The organism is Ancylobacter polymorphus (assembly GCF_022836935.1).
GTDB lineage: Bacteria > Pseudomonadota > Alphaproteobacteria > Rhizobiales > Xanthobacteraceae > Ancylobacter > Ancylobacter polymorphus_A.
This window is the reverse complement of record NZ_CP083239.1, coordinates 2,178,072-2,195,836: the sequence shown is the minus strand read 5'-3', so window position 1 is coordinate 2,195,836 and position 17,765 is coordinate 2,178,072. Positions and strand designations below refer to the sequence as shown.

Sequence of the window (17,765 nt, the reverse complement as noted above, 5' to 3'; positions counted from 1 at the left end):
CTCACTTGCCCGCGCGCAGCGCCGCCACCAGCTCCGGCGTCGGATAGGAGTCGGCCGGCAGGCCGAGCCGCATCTGCTCGACCTTGATCGCCTGCCGCGTCGCCGCCCCGACGATGCCGTCGACCCGGCCCACATGGTGCCCGCGCGCGTTGAGCAGCGTCTGCAGGTCCTTCACCTCGGCCATGGAGAGCACCGGAATCTTGTCGCCCTGCCCCCGGTTGAACGGCCCGGCGCCAGCGACGCGCGAGGCGAGATAGGCGGCTGACGTGGCGTAGGTCAGCGAGTTGTTCCACTCGGTGAACACATCGAAATTGGGATAGACGAGGAAGGCCGGGCCGTTGCGCCCCATCGGCAGCAGCAGCGAGGCGGGAAGCTGGTCGGCGGGAAGCTGGCCACCGCCCGCCCGCACCACGCCCATGCGCGCCCATTGCGCGCGGGGAATCTTGATCGACAGGTCCGCCTGGTCCCAGGGCAGGTTGGGCGGCACGCGCACCTCTTCCAGCCAGGGCTGACCGGCCTTCCAGCCCAGCGCCTTGATGTAATTGGCCGCCGAGGCCAGCGCGTCGGGCGCCGAGCGGATGAGATCGACCCGCCCGTCGCCGTCGAAATCGACGCCATAGTTGAGATAATGGTCGGGCAGGAACTGGAACTGGCCGAGTTCCCCCGCCCACGGCCCGCGCATCGTCTGCACGGTGAGGTCGCCGCGATCGATGATCTTCAACGCCGCCATCAGCTGGGTGCGGAACATTTCCGCGCGCCGGCAGTCCCAGGCCAGCGTGGCGACGGAGCGGATGGTCGGCTTGTCGCCCATGAAGGCGCCGAAATCGGTTTCCAGCCCCCAGAACGCCACCAGCACCGCGCCCGGCACGCCGAATCGCTGCTCGATGCGGCTGAACAGATCGGGATTGGCCTGGATCTTCTGCCGGCCCTGCTGGATGCGATAATTCGCCACCATGCGGTCGGAGAACTGGAAGAAGCTCTGGCCGAACACCTTCTGCCCGCGATCGGTTCCGACAATGTCGGGGGCATAGGTCAGGCCGTTGAGCGCCGCCGCCACCGTGCGCGGCGACACGCCTTCCGCCACCGCCTGCTGCTTGAAGCCGGCAAGCCAGGCGTCGAAGCCGGCGCCGCTGCGCCCGCAATTCTCCTGCGCCGAGGCGGCGGAGGAGAAGGCCAAAGGCGCGGCCAGCGCCACCAGTGCGGCCATCCGGCCGATCGAATTCTTCCAGCGGCGCATGGCACTCCCCGACCTGTCGTTCTGCAATCGTCTCGCCGTCAGCCATTCTACAGGAATACGGCAGCGGCAGGGTGACGGTTCAGGCCGATTGACCCCGGCTCCCGTTTCACCCAAGATCGACCCGTTCCAAGGGGAGCCCCGCTAGGGGGCTGAGAGAGCGCCGGCTGTGCCGCAAGGCACCGCAACGCGATGACCCTTCGAACCTGATCCGGGTCATGCCGGCGAAGGGATCGGAACCGAATGGCGTCGCCACGCGCGGGTTCAGGCCGCGTCCCGCGCCGCCATCCTTCCCCAACGTCATACGCCCGGATCTCCCCAACCCTCTGGTTCTGGAGATCCAGCATGTCGTCCAAGTCCCCCGACAACCTCAGCGTCGCCACCGGGCCGATTCCCGGCTCCCGTCGCCTCTATGCCGAATGCCCCGTGCGCGGCTTCCGCGTGCCATTCCGCGAAATCCTGCTGCACCCCTCGGCCGGCGAGCCCAATCTCGCGGTCTATGACGCCTCCGGCCCCTATACCGATGTCGAGGCCCGCATCGACATCGCCGCCGGCCTCCCCCGCCCGCGCGACGCCTGGGTGCAGGCGCGCGGCGATGTGGAGGCCTATGACGGGCGCGCGGTGAAGCCAGAGGATAACGGCCATGTCCCGGCCGACCGGCTCGTCACCCCCTTCCCGCTCGCCCACCGCCCGCTGCGGGCCCGGTCCGGCGCGGTGACGCAGATGGCCTATGCCCGCGCCGGCACCGTCACGGCGGAGATGGAATATGTCGCCTTGCGCGAGAACGGCCTGCGCGATCGCCTGCGCGACATCATCCGCGACGGCGAGGATTTCGGCGCCGCCATCCCCGATGTGGTGACACCGGAATTCGTGCGCGACGAGGTGGCGCGCGGGCGCGCCGTCATTCCCGCCAATATCAACCATGGCGAATTGGAGCCGATGGCGATCGGCCGCAATTTCCTGGTCAAGATCAACGCCAATATCGGCAATTCCGCCGTCACCTCCTCGGTCGCCGACGAGGTGGACAAGATGGTGTGGGCGATACGCTGGGGCGCCGACACGGTGATGGACCTCTCGACCGGGCGGAATATCCACAACATTCGCGACTGGATCATCCGCAACGCCCCCGTGCCCATCGGCACCGTGCCCATCTATCAGGCGCTGGAGAAGGTCGGCGGCATCGCCGAGGACCTGACCTGGGAGGTGTTTCGCGACACGCTGGTCGAGCAGGCCGAGCAGGGCGTGGACTATTTCACCATCCATGCCGGCGTGCGGCTCGCTCACGTTCCGCTCACCGCCAGTCGCGTCACCGGCATCGTCTCGCGCGGCGGCTCCATCATGGCGAAATGGTGCCTCGCCCATCACCGCGAGAGCTTTCTCTATGAGCGATTCGCCGAGATCTGCGAGATCATGCGCGCCTATGATGTCACCTTCTCGCTCGGCGACGGGCTGCGGCCCGGCTCCATTGCCGACGCCAATGACGCGGCGCAGTTCGCCGAGCTGGAGACGCTGGGCGAGCTGACGCAGATCGCCTGGGCGCGGGACTGCCAGGTGATGATCGAGGGGCCCGGCCATGTGCCCATGCACAAGATCAAGGCCAATATGGACAAGCAGCTCGCCACCTGCGGCGAGGCGCCCTTCTACACGCTAGGGCCGCTGACCACCGACATCGCGCCGGGCTATGACCACATCACCTCAGCCATCGGCGCGGCGATGATCGGCTGGTTTGGCACCGCCATGCTCTGCTACGTCACGCCGAAGGAGCATCTCGGCCTGCCCAACCGCGACGACGTGAAGACCGGCGTCATCACCTACAAGATCGCCGCCCACGCCGCCGACCTCGCCAAGGGGCACCCGCTGGCGCGGGCCTGGGACGACGCGCTCTCACGGGCTCGCTTCGAGTTCCGCTGGCAGGACCAGTTCAACCTCGCCCTCGACCCCGACACCGCCCTCGCCTTCCATGACGAGACGCTGCCGAAGGAGGCGCACAAGCTGGCGCATTTCTGCTCCATGTGCGGGCCGAAATTCTGCTCGATGAAGATCAGTCACGTAATCCGCGACACCGCCCGGCAGGCGGAAGAGGCCGCGCAGGGCATGGAGGACATGGCCGCCCGCTTCCGCGACGGCGGCGGCCAGCTCTATCGCGATGTCACAGCGGCAGAGTAGTTTTGGCGCGGCCGGGGCTTTCCCGGCCGCGTTCTCATCGGGAGCCCTCGCTGCATGACGTCGTCCCCTGTCCGCCCCACCGTCGCCGTGCTCGCCCTCGTCGAGCGCGCGGGTGAGGTTCTGCTGGTGCGCCGCGCCAACCCGCCCGACCAGGGGCTATGGGGCTTTCCCGGCGGACGGGTGGAGCCGGGCGAGACCTATCGCGACGCGGCGCTGCGCGAGCTTCACGAGGAAACCGGCCTTCTCGCCGCAGATCCGCGCCTCATCACCGTGCTGGACTTCATCGAGCATGAGGCGTCCGGCACCCTCGCCCATCATTTCGCGATGATCGCCGTGCTGTGCCGCTGGCAGGCAGGCGAGGCCGTCGCCGCCGACGACGCGCTGGAAGCGCGCTGGTTCGACCGGGCCGAACTCGCCCGCCTCGGCCCCGCCGCCAGCCTGAAGGTGGAGTATCTCGCCGACCTCGCCCTGGCTGCGGCGAGCACCGACTGAGAACTCCGCAACGAAAAAGGGGCCCGCGAGGGCCCCTTGTCCAAGGTCGTTCCGTTGCGTCCCGGGCGGCGTTCGCCGCCCGGGACGCAAGCGGATCAGGCATGCGCCGAGGCGGTCGCGGTCTTGTCGACCGAAGGACCCATCGCGGCGGACTGCGCCACATGCGACTTCAGCGTGCGCGGCAGCAGGGTGATCGCCAGGAAGGCGGCGAACAGGTCCATGGCGGCGACGGTGTAGAGCACGGTCGACCAGGTGCCGGTGGCTTCCATCAGCAGGTTGCCGATCGGCACGAACAGCGCGCCGATGCCCTTGGCGCAGTAGAGCACGCCATAGATCTTGGCGATGTGCTTGGTGCCGAAGGCGTCGCCGGCCAGCGCCGAGAACAGCGAGTAGACTTCACCCCAGGCGAGGAACACGACGCCGGAGAGGATGAGGAAGGCCCACGGATTGTGGCCGAAATAGCCGAGCGCGATGATGCCCATGCCTTCGAGCGAGAAGGCGATGACCATGGTCTTCTCACGGCCGATATGGTCGGAGATCCAGCCGAACAGCGGACGCGAAATGCCGTTCATGACGCGGTCGAGCATCAGGGCGAGCGGCAGGGCGGCCATGGTGAAGAAGTACAGGTTGACCTCGAACTCCTTCACGCCGAGGTCCTGCGCGATCACGCCCAGCTGCGCCACGGCCATCATGCCGCCGGTGACGACGCAGGTGAACATGACCAGCATCAGCCAGAACAGCTTGGTGTTCAGGGCTTCCTTCAGGGTGTAGTCGCGGCGGCTCTGGTTGAGCTTGGTGGAGGCCTTGACCTCACCCGCCTTCGGCGAACGCAGGAACCACGCCGCGATGAAGGCGAGACCGCCCTGCAGCAGGCCGAAGAAGAAGAAGGTCTCCTGGAAGCCCGAGGATTCGATCATCGCCGCGATGGGCAGGATGGTGGCGGCCGAACCGGCGCCATAGCCACCGGCGGTGAGGCCGACGGCGAGGCCGCGGCGATCCGGGAACCACTTCAGCGCGTTGTTGATGCAGGTGGCGTAGATGGAGCCGACGCCGATGCCGCCAATGGCCGCGCCGACATAGAAGCCCATCAGGGTGGTGGCCTGCGAATTGATGACCCAGGCAGTGCCGATGAACAGGGCGCCGAAGGCGACCATCAGGCGGGGGCCGAACTTGTCGATGAAGTAGCCTTCGATCGGCGCCAGCCAGGTCTGCACCAGCACGAAGATGGTGAACGCCACCTGGATCGAGGCGCGCTCCCAGCCGAAGGTCTGCTGAATTTCAGGGACGAACAGGGTCCAGGCATACTGGATGTTGGCGGTCGCGATCATGCAGACCACCCCGACGACCAGCTGCATCCAGCGGCGGCTCTCAGAGAAATCCTGGCCCGGCCCGACAGCCGCCAGAGTCTTGGACGTATTCAAGGGCGATCTCCTCTCCCAAATCGATAAATGCCGCGGATCGGCTTTTTTGTTGCGGTCGCTCCTGGGCCTGTGGGGCCCGGGCGCCGGCTTGTCGTTGGTCCCGGGGGCGCTTTCTGCGTCGCCCCCGCGACGGCCGCTCGTGCGGCATCTTCTTCTCAAAGGTTGCGCGGTATCCGCCCCTGACGCCGCGTTCCGACACTTCGGAGACGCCCTGCCGCAGGGTTGCGGAACCGACCCGCTGAGCAAGGATCATAATCGACAATATTATGTATGCCAATTGGCTTTTATGACTCGCCAACCGTTCCGTAAGGCTAAAGATACCGAACAATTTTCATTTGGTTGGTCGGTGGCTATTAATAGATGTAACATCGTTGTCGTGCAACGACGCTGCGTCAGTTCAAATTCAGATAAAAGTTGAAGATCAGGAACGTTCGGGAAGGGTGACTTGGCGTTGTCACGTCGCACGACACGAATGCCCGAACGACGACACGAAAGCGCACGGTTCGCATCCCCTTCTCGCCGCCAGTTTACAATTGGAATGCTGTCAATCTTGCCGCCAATGGAGGGCAGGCGCGCGTCAGCTTCCGGTGTTCCGGAAAAGAAAAAGGGCCCGTCCGAGGACGGGCCCTGAAAGAAGGCCAGGGAAGGAGGGGGCAGCTTACTCGGCCGCCACCACCTTCGACGCGGCCGCCTGCGCCGCGGCGCGGCGCCCATGGGCGGAGGCGAGCGGCTTCAGCACCACCAGCGCCATCACGGCGGCGATGATGTTGAGCGCCGCGGCGGTGATGAACACCGCATGCCAGCTACCGGTCATGGTGGTGATGATGGAGGTGAACGGCACGATCAGCGCCGCCGTGCCCTTGGCGGTGTAGAGCAGGCCGGCATTGGTGGTGGCGAACTTCGAGCCGAAGGCGTCGCCGCACATGGCCGGGAACAGCGAGTAGATCTCGCCCCAGGCGAAGAAGACGAGGCCGGTGAGGATGACGAACAGCACCGGGTTATGGCCGAGCACGCTCAGCGCATAGATGCCGACGCCCTCGATGGCGAAGGCCACGAACATGGTGTTCTCGCGGCCGATCTGGTCCGACACCCAGCCGAAGAACGGACGGGTCAGGCCGTTAAGCACGCGGTCGATGGCGGCGGCGAAGGTCAGCGCCGGCAGGGTGATGCCGATCAGGCTCACCGGAATATCGGCGATGCCGAAATCCTTGGCGATCGGGCCGAGCTGGGCGGTCGCCATCAGGCCGCCGGCGGCCATCATGACGAACATCGCGTACATCACCCAGAACAGCGGGGTGGAGAGCATTTCCTTCGGCGCGAAATCGCGGGCCGACTGGGAGACCTTGGCCACGGCCTTGGCGGCGAAGGCGGCGATCTGCTCCTTCTTCGGCGCAACGAGGAAGAGGGCGAGCAGCGTGATCACCACGCCCTGGCCGACGCCGAAATAGAAGAAGGCGGCCTCATAGCCCTGATTCTTGATCATGTTCTGGATCGGAATCACGGTCAGCGCCGAGCCCGCGCCGAAGCCGGCGGCGGTGATGCCGGCGGCAAGGCCGCGACGATCCGGGAACCACTTCAGCGAGTTACCCACGCAGGTGCCGTACACCGCGCCAGCGCCGATACCGCCGAGAGCCGCGCCGACATAGAGCAGGGTCAGCGTGTCGGCATAGGAGTTGATCACCCAGGCAAGGCCGCACAGCAGGCCGCCGAACAGCACCACGACGCGCGGGCCGTACTTGTCGACGAACCAGCCCTCAACCGGCACCAGCCAGGTCTCAGTGACGATGAAGATGGAGAACGCCACCTGGATCGCCGCGCGATCCCAGCCGTGGGTTTCCTGCATCGGATTGACGAAGAAGGTCCAGCCATACTGCATGTTGGCGATCATGCACATGCAGATCACGCCGAACACCAGCTGCAGCCAGCGCTTTTTATTGATGGATGCCGTTGCGTCAGATGTCATGTTGTCCTCGAACGTTTCCCAACGTAAACTGACCGACTATTTTCTGTTTTCTTATTGAATGCCCGCTACGCACGCCCATCCGGGCGGGTCATCAATCAGCCATTGAAACGACCATACTATGAATTTTGGGTAATGCAAAATTTTGCATACCACGAACACAGGCTATGTGTAGAACGCAGACTGACGTAACGGCATCTTCCCGTAGGGAATACTTGCCCATTATTACGTAGCGTCAGATGCCGCCTTGGATACGCAGGACGCCCGCGCGCCGGCGGAGCGCGCGGGTGAAAGGGTCCGGCCGGAAGCGCTGGGAAAGGCAGGCGCGGGGAACCCGCAGCGCCGGTAAGGGGCCTCCCGCATGGACATTCTGTATGTGTTATACGATGCTCACGATGCCTTGATCCGCCACAGAATCGCCAATGACAGGACAGGGTCGCGTGAAGGCCGCCAAAGCCGGCCGCGCCGCAGCCACGCTGCGACGGACAACAACAAGAACAAGACACCGAGCAACTGACGAGGAAACCGCCCGTGGAAAGCGCCGACACCCAGATGAGGCTGAACATCGCGCCTCTCGCCGCCAATACGAGCCTTCGCACGCTGGCCTATGACGCCATCAAGAAGGCCATCACCGAGATGGACATGTATGGCCAGGAGAGCGAGATCCGGCTCGATGAGCGGCAGCTCTCCCACGATCTCGGCGTCAGCCGCACGCCGATCCGCGAGGCACTGACCGTCCTCGAACAGGAAGGCTTCGTGCGCTCGGTGCCGCGCCGGGGCATCTTCGTCGTGCGCAAGTCCAAGCGCGAGATCATCGACATGATCATTGTCTGGGCGGCGCTGGAGAGCATGGCCGCCCGGCTGGCGACCAGCCGTGCCAGCGACCGCGACCTCGCGGAACTGCGCGACATGTTCCATGACTTCGAGGCCGAGGCGCCGGCCGAGCACATGAACGAGTACTCGAACGCCAATATCCGCTTCCACCAGACCATCATCCGCCTCGGCGGCTGCGCCATGATCGGCGAGGTGACGGAAAACCTGTTCATCCATATTCGCGGCATCCGCGCCGTCTCGGTGCGGCAGGAAAACCGCTCGGAGCGCTCGCTGCAGGAGCACCGCGCCATCATCGCCGCGCTGGTCGCCCGCGATGCCGATCTCGCCGAACGACTCGTGCGCGAGCACACGCTGGGCCTCGCCGCCCATGTGGAGAAGCACGGCCGCTTCCCCTCCTGACATCAGGCATGGTGCGGCGCACAGGTGCCGGCCGCTTCACGCGGCCGGTGCGCCGTCGTGGCGCGCGGGCGCGCCGCGCGTTCGCAAAGCGCTGAGAACGTAAGGCTTTCCGCCCCGGCGGCCGCAGATGCGCATCCCGGCCCGGACCTCCAATCACCCTACCTCAACACCGCCGACGAACTTTTGACTGCGCAGCGCAGCAAAGTGTTCAGACGCTCTCGCCAGCCGCATCCACCCGTGGTATATTGCATACGCAAGCGCGTTCCGGCACTCTTCCCCTGGGGCAGGTGGACCTGAGAAAGCGCGCGGCGCAGGTGAGGAAAAGGAGCCGGAGGGGTTCCCGCAGCGGGGACAAGCGAATTGACATGTTGGTATTTGGTATGCCACTTTTTCGGAAATCCACTGTGGGTTTTCCGCAGAGGACGCTTCCGTGAGCAGCAAAGCCGTTGAGAGCAAGCCCTGGCAAAGCGGTGAGAATGGTCTGACCATCGAACGCCTGCCGGCCAAGGAGAGCTTCAAGAGCAAGGCCTACGCCGCTCTCAAGGAAGCTATCACGCACATGAATATTTACGGCTCAAGCGAGCCGATGCTGCTCGACGAGCGGGACATTTCCGAGCGTCTCGGCGCAAGCCGGACGCCGATCCGCGAGGCGGTCGCGATGCTGGAGCAGGAAGGCCTGCTCCGCGCCGTGCCCCGGCGGGGAATTATGGTGGTTCGCCGCTCCAAGGCCGAGATCATCCAGATGATCGAGGCCTGGGCGGCACTGGAAAGCATGGCGGCCCGCCTGGCCACGCAGCGCGCAAGCGACGAGGCGATCGCCGAGCTGAGGACGTTGTTCAAGAAGTTCGATCTGGCGCGGATCGAGCGCGACCGGTGCGACGAATATTCGAGTGCGAATATCGCGTTTCACCAGGCGCTGATCCGGCTGAGCGGCTCTTCGCTGCTCGTGGCGATGACGGAAAACCTGTTCTTCCATGTACGGGCCATCCGCCACCGCACGATCTTCGAGATGGACCGGGCGCAGCGTTCGGCCTCCGACCATCTGGAGATCATTCTTGCTCTCGAGGCGCGGGACGCGGACCGCGCCGAGCGTTTGGTGCGCGACCACACGCTCCGGCTCGCTGAGCATGTCGAGAACCACGTAGACCTAGATTAGGGCGGCATGAACCCGCCGAAGGACGTTTGGGAGGGAATACGGGATGTCCGCAGTCGCACAGGTTATTGACGTGAATGCCGCCACCGAGACCGAACAGGAGCTCACGGACGGCTTCCACCTGGTCATCGATGCGCTCAAACTGAACGATATCGACACCATCTACGGCGTGCCCGGGATTCCGATCACGGACCTCGGCCGCATGGCGCAGGCCGAAGGCATCCGCGTGATCTCGTTCCGCCATGAGCAGAACGCCGGCAACGCCGCCGCCATCGCCGGCTTTCTGACCAAGAAGCCGGGCGTGTGCCTCACCGTCTCGGCGCCGGGCTTCCTCAACGGCCTCACCGCCCTGGCGAACGCCACCACCAACTGCTTCCCCATGATCCTCATCTCCGGCTCCTCCGAGCGCGAGATCGTCGACCTGCAGCAGGGCGACTATGAGGAAATGGACCAGCTCGCCATCGCCAAGCCGCTCTGCAAGGCCGCGTTCCGCGTGCTGCATGCGGCCGATATCGGCATCGGCGTCGCCCGCGCCATCCGCGCGGCGGTCTCCGGCCGTCCCGGCGGCGTGTATCTCGACCTGCCGGCCAAGCTGTTCTCGCAGGTGATGGACGCCGACGCCGGCGCCAAGTCGCTGGTGAAGGTGATCGACGCCGCCCCGGCGCAGCTCCCCTCCCCGGCCGCGGTCACCCGCGCGCTCGACGTGCTGAAGTCGGCGAAGAAGCCGCTCGTCATCCTCGGCAAGGGCGCGGCTTACGCGCAGGCCGACGAGGCGATCCGCTCCTTCATCGAAACCTCCGGCATCCCCTTCCTGCCGATGTCGATGGCCAAGGGCCTGCTGCCCGACACCCATCCGCTCTCGGCCGGCGCCGCCCGCTCGACGGTGCTGAAGGATTCCGACGTGGTCGTCCTCGTCGGCGCCCGCCTCAACTGGTTGCTCTCGCACGGCAAGGGCAAGACCTGGGGCGATGCCCCGAAGAAGTTCATCCAGATCGACATCGAGCCCAAGGAAATGGACTCGAACGTCGAGATCGCGGCGCCGCTGGTCGGCGACATCGGCTCGGTGATCGAGGCCCTGAACGAGGGCATCAAGTCCGGCTGGACCGCCCCCTCGCAGGAGTGGATCGGCGCGATCAACGCCCGCAAGGAAGTCAACATCTCCAAGATGTCCCAGCGGCTGCTGAAGAACTCGACGCCGATGGACTTCCACTCGGCGCTCGGTGCGCTCAAGCAGGTGATCAAGGAGCGTCCCGACGCGATCCTGGTCAATGAAGGCGCCAACACGCTCGACCTCGCCCGCGGCGTCATCGACATGTACCAGCCGCGCAAGCGCCTGGACGTGGGCACCTGGGGCGTGATGGGCATCGGCATGGGCTTCGCCATCGCCGCCGCCGTGGAAACCGGCAAGCCGGTTCTGGCGGTCGAGGGCGACTCGGCCTTCGGCTTCTCCGGCATGGAGGTGGAGACGATCTGCCGCTACAACCTGCCGGTCTGCGTCGTTATCTTCAACAATAACGGCATCTATCGCGGCACCGACACCGACCCGACCGGTCGTGATCCCGGCACCACCGTCTTCGTCGCCGACTCGCGCTACGACAAGATGATGGAAGCCTTCGGCGGCGTCGGTTACCACGTCACCACCCCGGACGAGCTCAAGCGCGCCGTGGACGAGGCGATGGACAGCGGCAAGCCGACCCTCATCAACGCCGTGATCGACCCGGCCGCCGGCAGCGAAAGCGGCAACATCGGCAGCCTGAACCCGCAGAGCGTCGTGAAGAAGAAGTAAGTCACACCGGGACGGGTGGGGAGCGGCAATATCCCCACCCGTCCCATTCCCTAAGTAACAAAGACACAACGGCGAAAAGCCGGGTCATCTTGAGAGGAACCCCATGGGCAAGGCATTGGACGGCGTTCGCGTCCTCGATTTCACCCATGTTCAGTCCGGCCCCACCTGCACGCAGCTTCTCGCGTGGTTCGGGGCCGATGTGATCAAGGTAGAGCGCCCGGGCGAAGGGGATGTCACCCGCGCCCAGCTGCGCGATGTCCCCAATGCGGACAGCCTCTACTTCACGATGCTGAACTCCAACAAGCGCTCCATCACGCTCGACACCAAGAAGCCCGAGGGCAAGAAGGTCCTCGAGGAACTGGTGAAGATCTGCGACGTGATGGTCGAGAATTTCGCCCCGGGCGCGCTCGACCGCATGGGCTTCAGCTGGGAACGCATCCAGGAACTGAACCCCCGCATCATCCTCGCCTCGGTTAAGGGCTTCGGCCCCGGCCCGTTCGAGGACTGCAAGGTCTATGAGAACGTCGCCCAGTGCACCGGCGGTTCCGCCTCGACCACGGGTTTCCGCGACGGGCTGCCGCTCGTCACCGCCGCGCAGATCGGCGATTCCGGCACCGGCCTGCACCTGGCGCTTGGCATCGTCACCGCGCTGTACCAGCGCACGCTGACCGGCCGTGGCCAGAAGGTGCTCTGCGCCATGCAGGACGCGGTGCTGAATTTCTGCCGCGTGAAGATGCGCGACCAGCAGCGCCTCGATCGCGGCCCGCTGCGCGAATACAGCCAGTTCGGCGAGGGCTTCCCCTTCGGCGACACCGTGCCCCGCGCCGGCAATGATTCCGGTGGCGGCCAGCCGGGCCGCATCCTGAAGTGCAAGGGCTGGGAGACCGATCCCAACGCCTACATCTATTTCATCACCCAGGCCCCGGTCTGGGGGAAGATCTGCGACGTCATCGGCGAGCCGGAGTGGAAGACCGATCCGAACTACGCCACGCCGGCGGCCCGCCTGCCGCATCTCAACGAGATTTTCCACCGCATCGAATCGTGGACCATGGCCCACACCAAGTTCGAGGCGATGGAAATCCTCAACAAGGTCGACATTCCCTGCGGCCCGGTGCTCTCGATGAAGGAGATCGCCGAGGACGAGTCGCTCTACGCGACCGGCACGCTGGTGGAGATCGACCACCCCACGCGCGGCAAGTATCTGACCGTCGGCAACCCGATCAAGCTGTCGGACAATGATGTCGCGGTCGAGCGTTCGCCGCTGCTGGGCGAGCACACCGAGGAAATCCTCGCCGAGGTTCTCGGCCTCGGTGGCGACGAGATCGAGCGCATCAAGGCCTCCGGCGCGGTCGGCGCCCCCGTGGCGCTGGCGGCGGAGTGATCCTGCGCGCCTGACGCGCCTCCCGGCGACGGGAGGCGTCGCGTGACGATACGGGCATGGCGCGGGCAACCGCGGCATGCCCGCAACGAGACGTTCCGCCGGAAGGCCGCCCGAGGCGCGGCGCCCGGCGGGATGTGAGGCCAGGGTGGACGAAAAGAAGTCGTGAATCGTTCCGAAGTCGATCACCCCCTGGGAGATGCCCGCCGGTGCTGAACAGCGCCGGGGAGCATGGGGAGACGAAAGCCTTCCATCCGCGGGATGGAGGCCTCAATCCGGCGGCAGGGTGAGCCTCCGTCCGGACTGTTAACGCGAAAAGGGAAGTCGACTACAATGTCTAAGCCCCTCGAAGGTATTAAGATCATCGATTTCACGCACGTTCAGGCCGGTCCGGCCTGCACGCAGCTTCTTGCCTGGTTCGGCGCCGACGTGATCAAGGTCGAGCGCCCCGGCGCGGGCGATGTCACGCGCTCGCAGCTGCGTCATGTCAAGGACGCCGACGCGCTGTACTTCACCATGCTGAACTCCAACAAGCGTTCGCTGACGCTCGACACCAAGACGGCGCAGGGCAAGGAAGTCCTGACCAAGCTGATCAAGGAGTCGGACGTGATGGTCGAGAATTTCGGCCCCGGCGCGCTCGACCGCATGGGTTTCACCTGGGAGCACATCCAGTCGCTCAACCCGGGCATGATCCTCGCTTCGGTGAAGGGCTTCTCGGAAGGCCACGCCTATGAGGACCTGAAGGTCTACGAGAACGTCGCGCAGTGCGCGGGCGGTGCCGCCTCCACCACCGGCTTCTGGGATGGCCCCCCGACCGTGTCGGCCGCCGCTCTCGGCGATTCCAACACCGGCATGCACCTCGCCATCGGCATCCTGACCGCGCTGCACCAGAAGGTGAAGACCGGCAAGGGCCAGAAGGTCGCCGTGTCGATGCAGGATTCGGTGCTCAACCTCTGCCGCGTCAAGCTGCGTGACCAGCAGCGCCTCGACGCCCTCGGCTATCTCGAAGAATATCCGCAGTACCCGCATGGCGAGTTCTCGGATGTCGTTCCGCGCGGCGGCAATGCCGGCGGCGGCGGCCAGCCGGGCTGGGTGCTGAAGTGCAAGGGCTGGGAGACCGACCCGAACGCCTACATCTACTTCACCATTCAGGGCCATGCCTGGGCGCCGATCTGTAAGGCGCTGGGCAAGCCGGAGTGGATTGACGATCCGGCCTACAACACCGCCGAAGCCCGTCAGGACAAGATCTTCGACATCTTCGCCTTCATCGAGTCCTGGCTCGCCGACAAGACGAAGTTCGAAGCCATCGACATCCTGCGCAAGTTCGACATCCCCTGCGCCCCGGTGCTGTCGATGAAGGAAATCGCCAACGACCCGTCGCTGCGCAAGAGCGGCACCGTGGTCGAGGTCGATCACCCCAAGCTCGGCAAGTATCTGACCGTCGGCTCGCCGATCAAGTTCTCGGACGTGGAAGTCGAGGTCACCGCCTCGCCGCTGCTCGGCCAGCACACCAACGAAGTGCTCGCCCAGCTCGGCTATTCGCAGGAAGAAATCGCCGCGATGCACGACGCCAAGGCGGTCTGATCGCCTGTGGCCTGCGGAGCGGCGCCCGGCGCCGCTCCTTTCCCGCCTTCCGCGGGACCTATCGGCCCCCTTTCACGCCACGCGGCAGATGCGGCGGAGAGGGAAAAGCCCACGAGCCTCCCGGAGCAGGACGAAGGGTTCACCCAACGTTCGGTTCCTCCTAGGCGACTAACGCCGGCGCGATGAGCGCCGGCTTTTTTTTTGCGCGCTACCGCCCCGAATATTGCGTCGTCAGCCGGCGCGCCGCCTCGCGCACACGCGAGCCGAGATCGGCGATGCGCTCGGGCGGCATGCGCACGGTCGGCGCGGAGATCGAGATCGCCCCCACAGGCTCGCGCCATTCGTCCAGCACCGCCGCCGCCACGCAGCGCATGCCCGGCGTGTGCTCCTCATCGTCGATGGAAAAGCCGCGCTCGGCGATTTCGGCAAGGTCGGCCTGCAGGGCGCGCCGGCTGATATGGGTGTGCTCGGTGAAGCGCTGCAGCTGGTCGCCGCCGAGCCAGGCGCGCCGCGCCTCCGGGTTCATGGCGGAGAGAATGGCCTTGCCGCCGCCCGAGGCGTGGATCGGCAGATCGCCGCCTATGCGGAAGAAGGCGCGCACCGCGGCATGGCTTTCCACCTGCGCGACGCAGACGAGATGCGGCCCCTCGATCAGCGACAGGTTCACCGTCTCGTTCACCCCGTGCGAGAGTTCGCGCAGCAGCGCGCGGGCGATCTCGGGCAGCTTGCGGATACGCAGATAGGCCGAGCCAACACGGAACAGGCCGATGCCGACCATCCACAGCCCGGTCGCCGCGTCATGGCCGACGAGGCCGCGCCGCTCCAGCGTGGTCAGCAGGCGGTGCACGGTGGAGGTCGGCAGTTCGGCCGCGCGCGCCACCTCGCTCAGCGTCAGCCCGTCGGACAGCGCCAGCACTTCGAGCAACGCGATGGCGCGGTCGAGCGACTGCACCTCGCCCCCGCCCTCGGTTCCGGTCGCGGAGGAAGGGCGGCCGCGGCGGCGCACGGTCGGAACATCCTGATTCATCCGCAGATCACCTCCGAAAGGGAGCACACCATCGCACCGCCCGGCCCCGCTGCCTACGCCGCACAGCCTAGGCCATCGGCCGGCGGGGTCGCCTCCCCGCATAAAGGCGCATCCTCACATTTTTCGCAAACCAGAAATATATCCCGTATTGCGGAAATAGCGCCGCCGTGGCATGTTTTCCGCGATTTCGGAAATTCATTCCGCAGTGCGGAAAGAATGATACCGCCCCGCAGCATGCGCCTGGGTTCCGCGACCCCCGCGCAAGGCGGCGCCGTGCGGTGCCGGACAAGTGTTTTGAACAGGTCGAACAGGCCGGTGCCGGGCGCCGCCAGCCCCTTCAAGGGGCGAGCCCCCGCCGGACCTGCGACGCGAGGAGGAAGTGCCATGGCCAAGATGCGTGCCGTCGATGCGGCGATCCGGATTCTCGCAATGGAAGGCGTCACCACCGCCTTCGGCGTTCCCGGTGCCGCGATCAATCCGCTCTATTCCGCGATGCGCGCCTATGGCCAGACGCGCCACGTGCTCGCCCGCCATGTCGAGGCCGCCTCGCACATGGCCGAAGGCTACACCCGCGCCAAGGCCGGTAATATCGGCGTGTGCATCGGCACGTCCGGCCCGGCCGGCACCGACATGATCACCGGCCTGTATTCGGCCTCCGCCGATTCGATCCCGATCCTGTGCATCACCGGCCAGGCCCCGCGCGCCCGCCTCTACAAGGAAGACTTCCAGGCGGTCGACATCGAATCCATCGCCAAGCCGGTCGCCAAGTGGGCGGTCATGGTGCGCGAGCCGGCGCTGGTGCCGATGGTGTTCCAGCAGGCCTTCCACGTCATGCGCTCCGGCCGTCCCGGCCCGGTGCTGATCGACCTGCCGATCGACGTGCAGCTGGCCGAGATCGAGTTCGACGAGGAAACCTACGCCCCGCTCGAAGTCTACAAGCCCAAGGCGACGCGCAAGCAGGCCGAGAAGGCCATTGCCATGCTGAACGAGGCCGAGCGCCCGCTCATCGTCTCCGGCGGCGGCATCATCAATGCGGACGCCTCCGACAAGCTGGTCGAATTCGCCGAACTGACCGGCGTGCCCGTCATCCCGACCCTGATGGGCTGGGGCACGATTCCCGACGATCACGACCTGATGGCCGGCATGTGCGGCCTGCAGACCTCGCACCGCTATGGCAATGCCAACATGCTGGCCTCGGACTTCGTGTTCGGCATCGGCAATCGCTGGGCGAACCGCCACACCGGCTCGGTCGATGTCTACACCAAGGGCCGCAAGTTCATTCACGTCGACATCGAGCCGACCCAGATCGGCCGCGTGTTCGGCCCGGATCTCGGCATCGTCTCCGATGCCGGCGCGGCGCTCGACCTCTTCATCGAGGTGGCGAAGGAATACAAGGCCGCCGGCAAGCTGAAGGACCGTTCCGCCTGGGCCAAGGAATGCCTTGACCGCAAGAAGACCATGCTGCGCAAGACGCATTTCGACAATGTGCCGCTCAAGCCGCAGCGCGTCTATGAGGAGATGAACGAGGCGTTCGGCCGCGACACGCGCTACGTCTCCACCATCGGTCTCAGCCAGATCGCCGGCGCGCAGATGCTGCACGTCTACAAGCCGCGCAACTGGATCAATTGCGGCCAGGCCGGCCCGCTCGGCTGGACTCTTCCGGCGGCGCTCGGCGTGCGCGCGGCGGACCCGGATGCGGAGATCGTCGCGCTCTCCGGCGATTATGACTTCCAGTTCCTCATCGAGGAGCTGGCGGTGGGCGCCCAGCACAAGCTGCCCTACATCCATGTGGTGGTGAACAACTCCTATCTCGGGCTGATCCGTCAGGCGCAGCGCGGCTTCAACATGGACTTCGAGGTCTCGCTCGCCTTCGACAACATCAATGCCGACGAGAATGCCGGCTATGGCGTCGATCACGTGGCGGTGGCCGAGGGCCTCGGCTGCAAGGCGGTGCGCGTCTCCTCGCCGAACGAGTTCAAGGACGCCTTCGTCAAGGCCAAGGCACTGATGAAGGAGCACCAGGTGCCGGTCGTGATGGAGTTCATTCTCGAGCGCGTCACCAACATCGCCATGGGCACCGAGATCGACGCGGTGAACGAGTTCGAGGAAGTGCTCGACCTGCCGCTGGAAGACGCGGCCAAGGCGTGAGGGTGTTGTCGCGCTGATACGCGAACCGATTAGCCTTTACTTTCCTCTCCCCGTTGGGGAGAGGTCGCCGCGCAGCGGCGGGTGAGGGGATAAGCCTCCTCCAGCGCTAGCCCCCTCACTCCACCCCTCTCCCCGCCGGGGAGAGGGAGCCCGTCCATCTTACGAATGCCCCAGGAGCGGTCC

General features: G+C 65.7%; 12 protein-coding genes and 1 riboswitch. Of the genes, 8 read left to right on the top strand and 4 right to left on the bottom strand.

Going from position 1 to position 17,765, the window contains the following annotated elements; translation table 11 throughout:
* Position 1: 1 nt before the first annotated feature.
* Positions 2-1,237: a lytic murein transglycosylase gene (locus tag K9D25_RS10345; protein WP_432207928.1), complete on the bottom strand. Its 1,236-nt coding sequence runs from the start codon at positions 1,235-1,237 to the stop codon at positions 2-4.
* A gap of 119 nt (positions 1,238-1,356) precedes the next feature.
* A riboswitch (TPP riboswitch) is annotated at positions 1,357-1,484 on the top strand.
* 95 nt (positions 1,485-1,579) lie between these two features.
* Between K9D25_RS10345 and thiC the strand changes: the two genes are divergently transcribed.
* Both thiC and K9D25_RS10335 read left to right on the top strand, forming a co-directional pair.
* A complete protein-coding gene (thiC, locus tag K9D25_RS10340) occupies positions 1,580-3,400 on the top strand; it encodes a phosphomethylpyrimidine synthase ThiC (RefSeq protein WP_244450754.1) in 1,821 nt (606 codons plus the stop codon).
* Positions 3,401-3,454: 54 nt separating this feature from the next.
* The gene (locus K9D25_RS10335) at positions 3,455-3,892 is read left to right on the top strand and encodes an NUDIX hydrolase (protein WP_244450753.1); all 438 of its coding nucleotides are present in this window, start codon (positions 3,455-3,457) and stop codon (positions 3,890-3,892) included.
* A 95-nt stretch (positions 3,893-3,987) separates the two neighbouring features.
* Here the strand turns inward: K9D25_RS10335 and oxlT (K9D25_RS10330) are convergent, their stop codons facing one another.
* Together oxlT (K9D25_RS10330) and oxlT (K9D25_RS10325) are read right to left on the bottom strand one after the other, a co-directional pair.
* Positions 3,988-5,220, bottom strand: coding sequence for an oxalate/formate MFS antiporter (gene oxlT / locus K9D25_RS10330; RefSeq protein WP_244450843.1), 1,233 nt, complete (start codon positions 5,218-5,220; stop codon positions 3,988-3,990).
* A gap of 751 nt (positions 5,221-5,971) precedes the next feature.
* Entirely contained in the window at positions 5,972-7,276 is a 1,305-nt protein-coding gene (oxlT, locus tag K9D25_RS10325; RefSeq protein ID WP_244450752.1) for an oxalate/formate MFS antiporter, read from the bottom strand.
* A 549-nt stretch (positions 7,277-7,825) separates the two neighbouring features.
* Between oxlT (K9D25_RS10325) and K9D25_RS10320 the strand changes: the two genes are divergently transcribed.
* The 5 genes from K9D25_RS10320 to frc (K9D25_RS10300) all read left to right on the top strand — a co-directional run bounded on the left by K9D25_RS10320 (position 7,826) and on the right by frc (K9D25_RS10300) (position 14,407).
* On the top strand, positions 7,826-8,506 hold the full coding sequence (locus K9D25_RS10320; protein WP_244450842.1) for a GntR family transcriptional regulator: 681 nt from the start codon (positions 7,826-7,828) through the stop codon (positions 8,504-8,506).
* Between the two features lie 430 nt (positions 8,507-8,936).
* Positions 8,937-9,662 carry a GntR family transcriptional regulator gene (locus K9D25_RS10315; RefSeq protein ID WP_244450751.1) on the top strand — a complete coding sequence of 242 codons (726 nt, stop codon included), beginning with the start codon at positions 8,937-8,939 and terminating at the stop codon, positions 9,660-9,662.
* Between the two features lie 43 nt (positions 9,663-9,705).
* The gene (gene oxc, locus K9D25_RS10310; RefSeq protein ID WP_244450750.1) at positions 9,706-11,445 is read left to right on the top strand and encodes an oxalyl-CoA decarboxylase; all 1,740 of its coding nucleotides are present in this window, start codon (positions 9,706-9,708) and stop codon (positions 11,443-11,445) included.
* Between the two features lie 103 nt (positions 11,446-11,548).
* Entirely contained in the window at positions 11,549-12,826 is a 1,278-nt protein-coding gene (gene frc / locus K9D25_RS10305) for a formyl-CoA transferase (RefSeq protein WP_244450749.1), read from the top strand.
* 330 nt (positions 12,827-13,156) lie between these two features.
* The gene (gene frc / locus K9D25_RS10300) at positions 13,157-14,407 is read left to right on the top strand and encodes a formyl-CoA transferase (RefSeq protein ID WP_244450748.1); all 1,251 of its coding nucleotides are present in this window, start codon (positions 13,157-13,159) and stop codon (positions 14,405-14,407) included.
* 208 nt (positions 14,408-14,615) lie between these two features.
* Here frc (K9D25_RS10300) and K9D25_RS10295 read toward each other — a convergent pair whose 3' ends face one another.
* The gene (locus tag K9D25_RS10295; RefSeq protein ID WP_244450747.1) at positions 14,616-15,434 is read right to left on the bottom strand and encodes an IclR family transcriptional regulator; all 819 of its coding nucleotides are present in this window, start codon (positions 15,432-15,434) and stop codon (positions 14,616-14,618) included.
* A gap of 384 nt (positions 15,435-15,818) precedes the next feature.
* Between K9D25_RS10295 and gcl the strand changes: the two genes are divergently transcribed.
* Complete coding sequence (gene gcl, locus K9D25_RS10290) at positions 15,819-17,582, top strand: glyoxylate carboligase (protein ID WP_244450746.1); 1,764 nt, start codon at positions 15,819-15,821, stop codon at positions 17,580-17,582.
* The last annotated feature ends 183 nt before the right edge of the window (positions 17,583-17,765 follow it).

Coding starts and splice junctions, on each gene's coding strand:
- K9D25_RS10345 (WP_432207928.1), bottom strand. CDS start 1,237: ATGCGCCGCTGGAAGAATTCGATCGGCCGGATGGCCGCACTGGTGGCG.
- thiC (WP_244450754.1), top strand. CDS start 1,580: ATGTCGTCCAAGTCCCCCGACAACCTCAGCGTCGCCACCGGGCCGATT.
- K9D25_RS10335 (WP_244450753.1), top strand. CDS start 3,455: ATGACGTCGTCCCCTGTCCGCCCCACCGTCGCCGTGCTCGCCCTCGTC.
- oxlT (WP_244450843.1), bottom strand. CDS start 5,220: ATGATCGCGACCGCCAACATCCAGTATGCCTGGACCCTGTTCGTCCCT.
- oxlT (WP_244450752.1), bottom strand. CDS start 7,276: ATGACATCTGACGCAACGGCATCCATCAATAAAAAGCGCTGGCTGCAG.
- K9D25_RS10320 (WP_244450842.1), top strand. CDS start 7,826: ATGAGGCTGAACATCGCGCCTCTCGCCGCCAATACGAGCCTTCGCACG.
- oxc (WP_244450750.1), top strand. CDS start 9,706: ATGTCCGCAGTCGCACAGGTTATTGACGTGAATGCCGCCACCGAGACC.
- frc (WP_244450749.1), top strand. CDS start 11,549: ATGGGCAAGGCATTGGACGGCGTTCGCGTCCTCGATTTCACCCATGTT.
- frc (WP_244450748.1), top strand. CDS start 13,157: ATGTCTAAGCCCCTCGAAGGTATTAAGATCATCGATTTCACGCACGTT.
- K9D25_RS10295 (WP_244450747.1), bottom strand. CDS start 15,434: ATGAATCAGGATGTTCCGACCGTGCGCCGCCGCGGCCGCCCTTCCTCC.
- gcl (WP_244450746.1), top strand. CDS start 15,819: ATGGCCAAGATGCGTGCCGTCGATGCGGCGATCCGGATTCTCGCAATG.